A 14,049-nucleotide genomic window follows, 5' to 3' on the forward strand; every position below is an offset into this window, starting at 1 on the left:
AATGATTTTTTGATCGCGTTCTAATAAACAGTTTAAGATCCTCAGACAGGAATATGCATCGAATTAATGCCACTCCCGGAGGTTGGAACCCCCAATCAGAAGGTGTAAGCTTCCTAGAACAAACTCCAGCCCCACTTATATTGCTGACGGCTGCTGACACCGACATTCAAACTTTGGCAGCTGCAATCCCCAAGTTACCTACAACATTTCCTGAATTTAGAGTTGCTAACCTATTGAACTTGCAGCATCAAATTAGCATTGATACTTATGCCGAGCAAGTTTTACAACCAGCCCAGGTAATAATTCTGCGCTTACTAGGAGGACGTTCCTATTGGGCTTACGGGTTAGAGGTAGTCCAGGAAATAGCACAAAGCAATGGTATAACCCTAATTGTAATGCCAGGCGATGATGCTCTTGATCCTGATCTTATGTCTCACTCTACCTTGCCTTTGGAGAATGTGAATCAAATTTGGCGTTATTTTAATGAAGGTGGTATAGAGAATATTGCTAATGCCCTAGAATATATCGCCGATCATTGCCTTTCCACTTCCTTTAACCCACCACCACCCCAAATTGTGCCACGTGTCGGGTTGTATGAATGGCATCGGGCATTGGGCATGGGGCATCGGGCATTGGGAAGAGACCTGTTAAATAATTCCCCCTTGTCCCCCCTGTCCCCCCTGTCCCCGATCCCTGATCCCTGTTGCCCCTTATCCCCAGAGGGGGCCCCACCTTCCCCGATCCCCAAAATCGGCATCCTCTTCTACCGCGCTCATTATCTGGCTGGTAATACCAAAGTCATCGATGCTTTGTGCGAAGCTTTGGCAAAACGGAATTTAGAACCTGTACCAGTGTTTGTTTCTTCGCTACGTGAACTTGATGTACAAGAAGAATTGAGCGAATTTTTTCAACCCAAAGATTCACAGCCCATATCTGTATTACTAAATACTACAAGCTTTTCTTTGGCGCGGTTGGATACAGAAGCACCCCAACTAGAACTGTGGCAAAAATTGGATGTGCCTGTATTACAAGTAATTTTAAGCGGTGGTGGTGTGGAACAGTGGCGATCGCAGTTTCAAGGACTTTCCCCCCGTGATGTTGCGATGAATGTGGCACTACCAGAAGTCGATGGACGCATCATTAGTCGGGCTGTATCTTTTAAAACAGTACAAACCCGCCATCCCCAGTTAGAAACTGATGTGATGGTATACGAACCAGTGAGCGATCGCATAGAATTTGTCGCTGAATTAGCAGCTAACTGGGTGCGTCTACGTTCTAAACCACCCCAAGAACGGCGTATTGCTCTGATTTTGGCAAATTATCCCGCCCGTGATGGTCGTATTGCCAATGGCGTAGGATTAGATACACCAGCTAGTTGTGTGGAAATCCTTCAGGCTTTACAGTTGGCAAGATACGAGGTAGAAAATATTCCTGCTACTGGTGATGAGTTAATCCAACTTCTTACTGCTGGGGTAACGAACGATCCAGAAGGTAGGGAGTTGCGTCCGGTGCAGCAAAGTGTCTCTGAACAAGAGTATCAAGAGTATTTTGCTAGTTTGCCACAAGAAGTGCAGCAGGGTATTGGCGAACGGTGGGGACAAGGGGGACAAGGGAGCAGGGAGCAGGGAGCGGGGAGCGGGGTGTGTGGGGAGTGTGGGGGGAATTATTTAACAAGTCTCTTCCCAATGCCCAATGCCCAATGCCCAATGCCCAATGCCCAATGCCCAATCCCCGGTATTCAACTTGGTAATATTTTTATAGGTATTCAGCCAGCGCGGGGCTATGATCTTGACCCTAGTTTGAATTATCATGCGCCAGATTTGGAACCAACTCATGCTTATTTGGCTTTTTATTACTGGGTGAGGGAATGTTTTGGTGCGGATGCTGTGGTGCATGTGGGTAAACATGGGAATTTGGAATGGCTACCGGGTAAGAGTGTGGCTTTATCCAATAGTTGTTACCCAGAGGTGGCTTTGGGGGCGCTTCCCCATTTGTATCCGTTTATTGTTAATGATCCTGGTGAAGGTTCCCAGGCAAAACGTCGCGCCCAAGCGGTAATTGTGGATCACTTGACCCCGCCTTTGACTCGTGCAGAATTATATGGTGGTTTGCAGCAACTGGAAAATTTAATTGATGAGTATTACGAGGCGGAGAGTTTAGATCCAGGGCGTTTAAGTATAGTTTGCGATCGCATCCAAGAATTAATTCTCAAAGAAAATCTTCACCTTGATTTGGGAATAGGTAATAACGAAAAACAATTATCAATTACCAATTACCAATTACCAATTGGCAAAATCGATGGTTATCTGTGTGAATTGAAAGAAGCCCAAATTCGCGATGGGTTACACATTTTTGGGCAGTGTCCAACCGGAAGACAACTAAGAGATTTAATTGTAGCGATCACTCGTCATCCCAATCGTCATCATAACGGTTTTACTCGCGCCATAGCCGAAGATTTAGGCTTAGATTTCGATCCGTTGACAGCAGATTTCGCTACTCAACTCTCACCTCACAGCCGTCAAATTCTTCTAGAGAAATTTCAGCATTCCTGTCGCACCGTTGGCGATGCAGTCGAAGTTTTAGAAACCTACGCCGCTACCCTTGTAGAAAACTTAATCTCTTCCCCCACTTCCCCATCTCCCCACTTCAGCGCCCTCACCTGGATACAGTCGCGTCTTTTTCCTGCTTTACAAAAAACTCACCAAGAAATTACTCACTTGCTGCGGGGACTTGATGGTAGATATGTCCCTAGCGCTCCTGCTGGCGCACCGACGCGGGGGCGTCCGGAGGTTCTGCCAACAGGTAATAATTTTTATACTTTTGATATTCGGGCTTTACCTACAGAAATAGCCTGGGATATAGGTAGGAGGGCAGCTGAGACTTTGATTGAATGCTACACCCAAGAGCATGGTGAGTATCCTAAAACACTAGGCTTGTCTCTGTGGGGAACAGCGACCATGCGGACTGGCGGTGATGATATTGCTGAGGCTTTGGCTTTGTTGGGTGTACAGCCTGTTTGGGATGGTGCAGCAAGACGAGTTGTAGATTTTGAAATTTTGCCGTTGTCAGTGTTGGGACATCCGCGTGTGGATGTAACATTAAGAATTTCTGGATTTTTCCGGGATGCTTTTCCCAATCTGATAGACTTATTCGACCAAGCAGTCACAGCAATAGCAATGTTGGATGAACCTCCATCATTAAACCCCCTCGCCGCACAAGTTCGCCAAGAAACAGATTTTTGGATGCAAGCAGGCTTGAGTTCAGAAGAAGCGCAGGTGCGATCGCGTTATCGGGTTTTTGGTTCTAAACCAGGTGCTTATGGTGCTGGACTGCAAGGGTTAATAGAATCACAAAATTGGACAGATGATCAAGATTTAGCGCGTGCATACATTAATTGGAGTTGCTACGCCTATACTAGTTCACCCCGTTCTCAAGAAGGATTAGGGGGTTTAGGTGGCGTTTCGGCACCCGAAGCATTTGAACAACGTCTCTCACAAATGCAGATTGTCTTACAAAATCAAGACAATCGCGAACACGACATACTTGATTCTGATGATTATTACCAATTTCAAGGAGGCTTAACCGCAGCAGTACGTTCCATGCAAGGCACAAATCCCGAAACGTATTTTGGAGATAATTCGATTGCTGCCAAACCACGAATCCGTACTCTCAAAGAAGAGATTGCTAGAGTATATCGTTCTCGCGTAGTCAATCCGAAATGGATCGCAGGAGTCATGCGCCACGGTTACAAAGGTGCATTTGAAATGGCAGCGACGGTAGATTATTTATTTGCCTATGATGCTACAGCCCAATGCGTAGAAGATCATATGTATGAGGGAATTGCACAGGCGTATCTATTCGAGCCTACTGTCAGTGAATTTATCCAGAGTAAAAACCCGTATGCCTTGCGTGATATGGCTGAGAGACTTTTGGAAGCACACAAACGTGGTTTATGGCAGGATGCAAATTTACAGATACTCGAAAATTTGAGAAACTTAATTCATCAAGCAGAAGCAGTGATAGAACAAAATTTAGTTTGAATTAGAAAGTAGTGTAGGGAAATCTATGGACAATCTTGCGTATTTGCACGTAGCTTTTGCCTACGAGGAATCGCCAACTGATGAGCTAATTGCCTTGAGTTCTTGGTTTGAGAACGCAGCAGCACCAGATTGGAAATGTCTTTCTGGCAAGGCTTGGAAACATATGCTGCCCCTTGTTCTCACCTTGTCTGTTCTCAGTACTGTTGGCAGTGCCTTGGCATTAGAAAGAGGTGATCAAGGACCTTCAGTTCGTTCCTTGCAACAAAGGTTAAGCAATATAGGTCTTTATCAAGCGCCCATTACACAGGTATACGACTTTGATACAGAAGCCGCCGTTCGGCGTTTTCAAAAAGCTGCTGGTATTCAAGTTAACGGTGTTGCGGGGCCAACAACCTTACAAACATTACAAAAATGGCCAAAAGCTACTAAAAAAGCTACTAGAAATAGTAGCCAAATATCAAAACTCCGGAATTTGAATTATCAAACTCCCAAACTCAGTACTGTGAGTTATCAAACTCAACAAGTTAGTACAGTGAATGTCACTACAACCAACAAGCGCCATAATCCCAATCTATTACAGAAAGGTGACGAAGGAAAAGAAGTCAAAATCTTGCAAGAGCGCTTACGAATAGCAGGCTATTATTACGGGAAATCTACGGGTATATTTGGCCCAATTACCGAAGAATCTGTGAAGCGGTTCCAAAAAGCTTACAACTTAAAAGTTGATGGCATCGTGGGATCAGCAACAACGCGGAAATTACCGCCAGTTGGTGTTGGTTATGGCAATGAAACACCCAAAACAGCCAAAAATACAGATAACCTTACCCAAGGCGATCGCGGTGAAGTTGTCAGAGTCCTACAAGCACAACTAATCAAAGCTGGATATTTACAGGGAGAACCAAATGGCTACTATGGCCCTTATACGGCTGATGCTGTGCGGCGCTTCCAGGCTGATAATTACCTAAAAGCAAGCGGAGTCGCAGGCCCAACAACTCGAGCCAAGTTGTACGCTGTACTAAATCCTACTTCTAAATCTAAGAGTGAATTTAACGTTTTGGAAATACAAAGACGACTTCAAGAGCGTGGTTTCTACAAGGGACCCCTGAATGGTGTGATGGGGGATGAAACAAAACGAGCTATCAAACAAGCTCAAGAGTTTTATGGCATTAGTCTCAGTGACGTGAGAAGCGGAACCTATTAGCTCCGCTCAGTTGTCAGTATTGATACTTACAGTCTGCCTATCCCCACTCACAGTCAATCGAAAACTGTTCAAATGATTTCTCGTTTTTGATGTCAGCACCTTACCCAATAATTTACTCAAAGTATTACAGAGGCATTAATGCTCGTTGACACTTAGGACAAACAGCATGGATTGTCAGCTGGCAATCAAGTAGCTGATAACCTTCTTTTTGAGCAGTTTTCGCACCTATTTTTAAAATAGAGTCATTTTTGAACTCTATCGTTGTGTTGCATCTGATACAGATGAGGTGATGGTGATGGTGAGGATAGGGCTGGTTCAATTCATAATGTTTATGACCCTCTCCTAACTCCAATTCCCGTAAAATTCCCATCCGTGCCATCAACTTGAGCGTCCGGTAAATTGTTGACAGGCTGATTCCTTCGCCATCGGTTTCTAGCCTGTGATACAAATCCTCAGCACTGAGATGTTCACCTTGCGGAAGATCCTGAAAAATGTGTAGAATTGTTTCTCGCTGGGGTGTTAAACGCCAGCCGCGATCATTTAGTTCTGCCTTGAGTGAAGAAGCTGTATAGACCGTCATACTAATTTTTCTCAACAAACCCTTTCAGCTGAGAATATAGCAAAACTTGAGGGCAATTTGCAACAATGATATCTTATTGAGAACATTTACTAAATGTTATGCAGTTGACAATAAGAAATTAATAGGTAACACACTCTGTCGTGATCCCCGTCTTGAAAATCTCTTGACGAAATAAGCCTTTTAGCTGCGGTTCCATTACTGCAAACAAATTCCCATAACTTAGTGAGAGTTTCTGGGAACGGGGAGACAAGGGAGACAAGGGGGACAAGGGAGCAGGGAGAGTAAGCAATGCCCAATGCCCAATGCCCAATGATCCATGACTAACTCAGAGACTCCATATAGTCGCGAATCAGGTTGCGTCGCTTGGGTTGGCGTAGCTTTTGTAGTGCTTTAGATTCAATTTGACGTACTCGTTCCCGTGATAGGTCAAGAGCGCGTCCAATTTCTGCTAGCGAGTAAGGATGACCGTCTGCTAGCCCAAACCGCATTAAAATAACGTCTCGTTCGCGGGTGGTTAAATCTGCCAAAAGATGGTGCAAGTCTCTTTGTAAAGATTCTCGCATTAACATATCCTCTGGCGTCACGCTGTCGGTTTCTAGTAATTCACCCAATTCTGTGTCTTTATCTTTACCAACTTTCGTTTCTAGAGAGACGGAGCGAGGCACTCTTAACAACACTTCCCGGACTTGGACTGGTGTCATTTCTAACTCTTGAGCTAAGTCTTCTAAGGTTGGAGTACGACCTTTTTCCTGAGCAATTTTACGTTGAGCTTTTTTGATTTTGTTCAGCTTTTCTGTGATGTGAACTGGGAGACGAATTGTTCGACTAGAAGTAGCGATCGCCCGTGTAATCCCCTGACGAATCCACCAGTAAGCATACGTGCTGAAACGATAACCTTTGGTGGGGTCAAATTTTTCAACAGCTCGCTCTAAACCCAAAGTTCCTTCTTGGACTAAATCTAACAATTCCAGACCACGATTTTGATACTTTTTAGCAACAGATACAACTAGGCGGAGGTTTGCCTTGATCATATGTTCTTTAGATTGGAGTCCATCACTTTGGATCTTCTCTAATTCTTCCACAGTCAACTTGGCAATTTCAGCCCAGCGCCGTTTCCCCTGTCCTAATATTTGTTTGAGTTCAAAAACATCTACACCAGCAGCACGCGCCCACCTTTCTATAGAAGGACGATGTCCTAATTCTGATGCTAAACGCTCCTGAACTTCGATCACCCGAAGATAAGGTACAAGTATTTCATCTCCTTGCTTGGCAGCATTAGACAAAACTATCCGCATCCGCAAGTAGCGTTGCACTTTCTGAGCTTCTGCAACCTCTTCATCCCGCCCTAAAAGTCTAACTCTACCAATTTCCTGAAGATACAGACGTACTAAGTCTGTGCTGCGACGGTTAGGACTAACAGCATAACTGGCGGGATCTTGAGAAGCCATCTCCAACTCTTCGAGATCGTCTACCTCTAATTCAGTTTCATCAATAGTTAGATCTGGATCAAACATCTGAGGAGGTTGTTGGGTTTCGTAGGCGGCATCTGCGTAAAAGGATGTTGCTGGCATAAGGGTCGTCTCAATGGCTCCAGGTAACAATAGATTGCGGTCAGCTAAATCTAATCAACTGTTGCTATTGTTCCCGTGATTTACGAAGAACTAACACGGTTTTGAGTAATATTTGGGTTTTTTTCCCAAAAAACCATACTGGTTTTTATTCTTACATCTCCGTAATTCAGCTGTTCGCCTGGCTTTACCTATGAACCAATAGCTATCCAAAGGTAAAGCCAGACTATAAATCACCAATCTTCTAGTTACAATTTCAACTGTAGTCGAGCTTGACGGTGACTGTTATGACGAGGTATAAACATCTATCAGTGAAAAATTTATTCTTTTACAGGCATAGTCATATCTACATAGCTATGCAGATACTTTCCTGAAGATTTGATATTTTTTCGTCAGGGAATTTTGGTAATTCATGTTTGGTGTTTGTTGTTGGGATTCCCAGCACAGACGCGATGTTCCTCGTGTCTCTACCAACTATCAACAAATCAATCGTTATATTCCGGCTTGATATTCCGTAACATTAGTTCTTCAAGCGCCTGTCGGGGAGTCACTTCGGCTTGGAGTAGGCGATACACTTGTTCGGTAATAGGTATGGAAATATTTTGCTGGTGCGATCGCAGCATCAAAACTTTGGTGGTATTAATCCCTTCAGCAGTACCTTGTAAGTGGGTGAGGATTTCTGTGAGAGTTTTGCCACAAGCTAGTTGATAACCGACTTGGTAATTGCGACTCAAGGGACTGTTACCAGTCGCCAGCAAGTCACCTAAACCAGATAACCCATAAAATGTTTCCTGCTTTGCACCCCAGTGAACACCGATGCGAACCATTTCTGTTAAACCACGGGTGAGTAAAGCAGCTTTAGCATTAGTTCCCAATTGCAAACCGTCACACACACCAGCAGCGATCGCCATGACGTTTTTTAGTGTTCCTCCTAGTTCCACTCCCAAGGGGTCAGCATTTGTATAAACTCGGAAACGGTTTGAAGAAAATACCAACTGTACAACCTTAGCAGCATCGATAACACTGCTAGCAACTACCGTTGCAGCTGGTAATTCCTGTTGAATTTCCTGAGATAAATTTGGTCCAGAAAGAACAACTACAGGATTTTTTGGGAAAGCTTCTTGCCAAATTTGCGACGGTGTACAAGTAGTTTGCAGGTCTAAGCCTTTGGTAGCTGTGACAAAAATCATCTCTGGAGAAAGGGGTAAAGACTGAAGTTGAGAAATCACATCTCTGACACCTTTCATGGAAACAGCAGAAACAATGATATCCGCATTCTCTACGAGTTTCGCCAAAGTTTGCGAACTACGACGCGACCAAACATGTACTTTGTGGTCATTGGCTTTAACCAAAACAGCCAAAGCACTTCCCCAAGCACCCCCACCGAGAATTACTACTGATTTTGTCATTGGTCAATTGTCATTAGTCATTGGTCATTGGGGAACGGGCGAAACAAGTCAAAATTCAAAATTAAGAAATTTTTGGCTTTTGACTTTTGACTTACCCTACCCTGCGGGAACGACTTTGTCGAACGGGAAGCCGCTTGCGCGTCTATGACTTTTGAATTGTTTTGTCCCCCTTGTCCCCCTTGTCTCCCTTGTCCTCCTTGTCCCCCATGTCCCTTCGTCACCCACGTGGATATCTTTCCATCAATTCTCTTACTTGTTCAGCATGATAAGAGCTTCTTGTCAAGGGTGATGAAACTACTTGTAAAAACCCTATTTCTTCTCCAAATGCTTGCCAAGCAGCAAATTGATCTGGATGAATAAATGTATTTACTTGCAAGTGTTTTTGACTGGGTTGGAGGTATTGCCCGATTGTCAAGATATCACAATCGACTGCACGTAAGTCTTCCATGACTTGGCGAATTTCTGTATCTGTTTCACCGAGTCCGACCATAATTCCAGATTTGGTGTAAATTGCAGGAGCAAGTTGACGCGATCGCTTCAATAATTCTAGAGTGCGATCGTAATTACCTTGGGGACGGACACGGCGATATAAACGCGGAACTGTTTCTGTATTATGGTTGAGAACTTCTGGTTTACCTTGGAGAATTAAATCTAGTGCTTCCCAATTACCGCACAAATCAGGAATTAATACTTCAATAGTAGTGTGAGATGAAATCGCACGAATTGCTTCAATACAACGGACAAATTGTGATGCACCTCCATCTGGCAAGTCATCTCGATTGACAGAAGTAATGACTACATGGTTCAGTTTCATCCGCCGGACTGCTTCTGCTAGTCGTGCGGGTTCTGTGGGGTCGAGAGGTTTGGGTTTTTTCTCAAAATCAATATCACAGTAAGGACAAGCACGTGTACAAGCAGGCCCCATGATTAAAAACGTCGCCGTTCCAGCATTAAAACACTCACCAATATTCGGACAGGACGCTTCCTCACAAACCGTATTCAGGGCTAAATCCCGTAAAATCTCTTTAACATTACCGACACGCTCCCATTGAGGCGCTTTCACCCGCAACCAGTCTGGTTTTACAGTCACAATCCACTTTTACCACTTAAATATAGTTATCAAAGTTAATGTTAGCAAGCTTCTGCTGAATGATGTAGATGTCCTTTGAGCGGCTTCAAGATAGAGTAGGTTAGTGTGAACGGATGTCTTGGCTTTTTTCTTTAATTGTCATTTAACCAAGGTTGTGATAATATTCTATCTATATTGGCATTATAGTGCCGGGATGTAGCGCAGCTTGGTAGCGCACTTCGTTCGGGACGAAGGGGCCGCTGGTTCGAATCCAGTCATCCCGATTGATTGTTGTCGAATAACTAATTATTTGTCGTAGTGAACACTTAGTGTCGTTATTAACGATTTAAATGTCGTCTTAACAAATTAATGTTGCCGATTTACCATATTTGGCAGTTCCGTATTTTTTTAGTGTCTAGACGTGATTTATACCTGGCAGCTAGTTAAACTATGAGAAATGGCAACTAATCAATTCTCCTATGAGTAATGAAGTTAATACTTGCCGGAAGTATGTTGAACCAAAACTAAAGAATGCAGGGTGGGAAGATGAACCCCATGATTATACCGAGCAGTATTACTTCACGGATGGGAAAATTCGCCCGAAAAATCAGCGTCAACCCCGTGGTAAAAGAAAGTTTGCGGATTACTTGCTACTTTACAATGGAGATTTTCCCATAGCAGTAGTTGAGGCGAAGCGGAAGTATAAAACTGCTGATGAGGGGTTGGAACAAGCTATAGAATATGCCCTAATTTTAAAGGTAAAGTTTGCTTACTCGACAAATGGCGCGGGTGTTGTGGAGTACGACTTGATCACGGGTAAACAGTCTGATGAGATGGACTCTTTTCCCAGTCCTGACGAACTTTGGCGACGGTTAACTGGAGAAGGGGAGAACCAAATTAGACCAGATATTGCCGAGAAATTACTGACTCCGTTTGATCTAACTCAGGGTAAGGAACTGCGGTACTATCAGCGTAATGCAATTAATGCTGCAATTTCCGCGATTCTCAAAGGTCAAAATCGCCTATTGTTAACGATGGCGACGGGTACGGGGAAAACAACTACTGCTTTCCAAATTTGCTGGAAACTTTCCAGTTTGGAGTGGAATGTTTCTGGGGAAGTGCGTCCACCGAGGATTTTGTTTTTGGCTGACCGAAATGTGTTGGTTGACGACCCCATGAATAAGGATTTTTCTGCTTTTGATGAGGAGAAAATCTATAAAATTCAAGGGGAAGCGAAGAAGGGAAGAGATATTTATTTTGCAATTTATCAGGCGATCGCACAAGATAAAAAGCGTCCCGGACTTTACAAAGAATATAGCCGTAACTATTTTGACTTGATTATTGTAGATGAGTGTCACCGAGGTAGTGCTAGGGATGAAAGTAACTGGCGACAGATTCTCGAATATTTTGAACCTGCTTATCAGTTAGGGTTAACTGCGACACCGCTACGGGACGATAATGTTGATACCTATCGCTATTTTGGTAATCCGCTTTATACCTATTCCCTGAAACAAGGAATTGAGGATGGTTTCTTAGCTCCCTATCGAGTTTATCGCGTTACAACCCGTTCTGATAAAGAAGGATGGCGAGCAAGTACTGGAGAAGTCGATCGCTACGGACGGGAAATACCTGACGAAGTTTACCAAACTCCTGATTTTGAAAGAAAGTTAGTACGAAAAGCAAGAACAAAAGCGATCGCCCAACATATTACCGATTTTCTCAAAAGTACTGACCGCTATGCCAAAACCATTGTCTTTTGTGTGGATGAGGAACACGTCAAGACGATGATTAAGGAGTTACGTAACCTCAACACAGATATTACCAAGGATAATCCTGACTATATTTCTCGCATCACTTCCGATGCTGGGGATGTGGGTAAGGGACATTTATATAAGTTTAAAGATGTGTTGGATGAAACACATATTATTGCGGTAACTTCTAAGTTGCTGACAACTGGAGTGGATGTTCCTACTTGTAAAAATGTCGTGTTAGCGCGGGTTATTCGCTCGATGACCGATTTTAAACAGATTATTGGACGGGGAACTCGTGTACGGGAAGAGAAGGGTAAGTTGTCTTTTAATATCATTGATTACACCAAGAGTACGGTGTTATTTGAAGACAAAGATTTTGATGGGGAACCCGCTTTAATTAACGAGTCAGAAATGGATGATGGGGGACGTATTCTTGAGCAACACGAGGAAGATTTGGAGGTTGAGGAAACAGAAGCAGAAGAACAAGAAGATGAAAAAGCAGGTTTTTGGGGATTACCAGAGGATGAAGATACACCACCTCGGAAGTTTTATGTGGATGGGGGAACGGAACAAATAATTGAAGAGCAAATTTACGATTTGGATGCTGACAATCAGCTACGGTTATCTCAAATCATCGAACGCACCAGAGAGGAAGTACGGGTTCTCTATCGTTCTACCCTAGAAGTACAGCAACGTTGGGCTGACCCGCAAGGGCGTTCGGAAATAATTGGTTTGTTAGCGGATAAGGGGATTGATTTTGAGGATTTGAAAAAACTTAGCAATCAACCCGAAGCTGACCCTTTTGATTTATTATGTCATATTGCCTTTGATTCTCCGGTGCTGACTTGCAAGCAAAGGGCTGAACGGTTGCGAAGCCGCAATCCTGATTTCTTTGAGCAGTATGGGGAAGATGCAAGGGCGATTTTAGAGATGATTTTGGATAAGTATGCACAAAAGGGGGTAGATGAGTTTAATATTCCCACGACTTTTAAGGCTAACCGCGAGTTTGATAAATATGGGAATGTGGCTGAAATTGCTCAACGATTTGGTGGGGTTCAGCAATTAAGGGATGCGGTAAATCAACTGCAAAATTTACTATATTCGGCGTAATTATTTATAGATGGCAAAACGCACTACCAAGAAAACCAATAAACCCGTCACTACTGCTCAAAAACTGGGTAGCGTGATTAAGTCAGCGCGTGACATCATGCGAACGGATAAGGGGTTAAATGGAGAATTAGATCGTCTCCCGCAGTTGACTTGGATTTTGTTTTTAAAGTTGTTGGATGATTCTGATAAACTGCACGAAGTAGAAGCGCAATTAGAGGGAATTTCCTATAAACCCACGATTCAACCCCCTTATCGCTGGCGTGATTGGGCTGCTAATGAAAATTTTACTGGCGATCGCCTGAAAAATTTCATCAACAATGATGAGGCAATTTTACCAGATGGGGAACGGGGTGAGGGTTTGCTGGCTTATTTGCGAAACCTGAAAAGCAAAACGGGTAATCAACGCGCTGATGTGATTGCTAAGGTTTTCAAGGATGTTAATAACCGCATGACTAGCGGGACGCTATTGTGGGATGTTTTAAACAAGGTTAACGATATTCACTTTGATAAATCGGAAGAAATAAATATCCTCAGTACTCTCTACGAGTCCATGCTGAAGGAAATGCGCGACGCTGCGGGGGATTCGGGAGAATTTTATACACCTCGTCCCGTTGTGCGGTTTATGGTGCAGGTGATGGAACCCAAGTTGGGGGAAACAATCCTCGATCCTGCTTGCGGTACTGGTGGTTTTTTGGTGGAAGCCTATGAATATCTGAAAAAACAGTGTAGTGCCCAAGATTGGAAGATTCTACAACAAAGTATTTTTGGTGGGGAACCCAAATCTTTGCCGTTAATGTTAGCGCACATGAATTTACTGTTACATGGGTTTGAATATCCCGATATTGATGATGGTAACAGTCTGCGGTTTACTATTGCCGAAATGGGTGAAAAGGATTGGGTGGACATAATTCTTACTAACCCGCCGTTTGGGGGAGAAGAAGAAGACAGAATTAAAAACAACTTTCCTCCAGATAGACAAACTAAGGAAACGGCGTTGTTATTCCTTCAGTTGATTATGCGTCGTCTTAGACAAAGACCAAAACCAGGACGCGCAGCAGTAATATTTCCCAATGGGGTGCTATTTGGGGATAATACTTGCGCCAAGTTGAAGGAAGATTTGCTCAAGGATTTTAATCTGCATACCATTGTCCGTTTACCTAACGGGGTGTTTGAACCATATACCCCACATTCCGCACTTCAATAAGTAGCATGGGTAAACTACATAAACAGAAAATGCGCTCATGAGAATTTGAACAATCAAGTAACCAGAAAATAAATAAATTATCCACATCCAAATTCCAGCTTTTTTACACCATAAAAA

The 14,049-nt window shown here is 43.5% G+C and carries 8 protein-coding genes and 1 tRNA gene; 5 read left to right on the plus strand and 4 right to left on the minus strand.

The genetic code is table 11. The features are described 5' to 3' along the window. Window positions 1-53 precede the first annotated feature (53 nt). The gene (gene cobN / locus ACE1AT_RS02575) at window positions 54-4,040 is read left to right on the plus strand and encodes a cobaltochelatase subunit CobN (protein ID WP_374865751.1); all 3,987 of its coding nucleotides are present in this window, start codon (window positions 54-56) and stop codon (window positions 4,038-4,040) included. Between the two features lie 25 nt (window positions 4,041-4,065). Beyond that, entirely contained in the window at window positions 4,066-5,241 is a 1,176-nt protein-coding gene (locus tag ACE1AT_RS02580; protein WP_374865752.1) for a peptidoglycan-binding protein, read from the plus strand. A 124-nt stretch (window positions 5,242-5,365) separates the two neighbouring features. Here ACE1AT_RS02580 and ACE1AT_RS02585 read toward each other — a convergent pair whose 3' ends face one another. The 4 genes from ACE1AT_RS02585 to lipA form a co-directional block, all read right to left on the minus strand. Next, window positions 5,366-5,821 (minus strand): Fur family transcriptional regulator, encoded by a 456-nt coding sequence (locus tag ACE1AT_RS02585; RefSeq protein ID WP_026722649.1) that lies wholly within the window; start codon window positions 5,819-5,821, stop codon window positions 5,366-5,368. Between the two features lie 320 nt (window positions 5,822-6,141). Beyond that, window positions 6,142-7,392 carry an RNA polymerase sigma factor SigC gene (gene sigC, locus ACE1AT_RS02590; protein WP_374865753.1) on the minus strand — a complete coding sequence of 417 codons (1,251 nt, stop codon included), beginning with the start codon at window positions 7,390-7,392 and terminating at the stop codon, window positions 6,142-6,144. A gap of 482 nt (window positions 7,393-7,874) precedes the next feature. Next, window positions 7,875-8,798 (minus strand): NAD(P)H-dependent glycerol-3-phosphate dehydrogenase, encoded by a 924-nt coding sequence (locus ACE1AT_RS02595; RefSeq protein WP_374865754.1) that lies wholly within the window; start codon window positions 8,796-8,798, stop codon window positions 7,875-7,877. Between the two features lie 217 nt (window positions 8,799-9,015). Continuing rightward, window positions 9,016-9,888 (minus strand): lipoyl synthase, encoded by an 873-nt coding sequence (lipA, locus tag ACE1AT_RS02600; RefSeq protein ID WP_374865755.1) that lies wholly within the window; start codon window positions 9,886-9,888, stop codon window positions 9,016-9,018. A 189-nt stretch (window positions 9,889-10,077) separates the two neighbouring features. Here lipA and ACE1AT_RS02605 point away from each other — a divergent pair. The 3 genes from ACE1AT_RS02605 to ACE1AT_RS02615 all read left to right on the plus strand — a co-directional run bounded on the left by ACE1AT_RS02605 (window position 10,078) and on the right by ACE1AT_RS02615 (window position 13,932). Then, a tRNA-Pro gene (locus ACE1AT_RS02605) sits at window positions 10,078-10,151 on the plus strand. A gap of 195 nt (window positions 10,152-10,346) precedes the next feature. Further along, the gene (hsdR, locus tag ACE1AT_RS02610; protein WP_374865756.1) at window positions 10,347-12,728 is read left to right on the plus strand and encodes an EcoAI/FtnUII family type I restriction enzme subunit R; all 2,382 of its coding nucleotides are present in this window, start codon (window positions 10,347-10,349) and stop codon (window positions 12,726-12,728) included. Between the two features lie 10 nt (window positions 12,729-12,738). Beyond that, window positions 12,739-13,932 carry an N-6 DNA methylase gene (locus tag ACE1AT_RS02615; protein WP_374865757.1) on the plus strand — a complete coding sequence of 398 codons (1,194 nt, stop codon included), beginning with the start codon at window positions 12,739-12,741 and terminating at the stop codon, window positions 13,930-13,932. Window positions 13,933-14,049: the final 117 nt, after the last annotated feature.

Origin of the sequence: Pelatocladus sp. BLCC-F211, assembly GCF_041928655.1 — a bacterium.
GTDB lineage: Bacteria > Cyanobacteriota > Cyanobacteriia > Cyanobacteriales > Nostocaceae > Pelatocladus.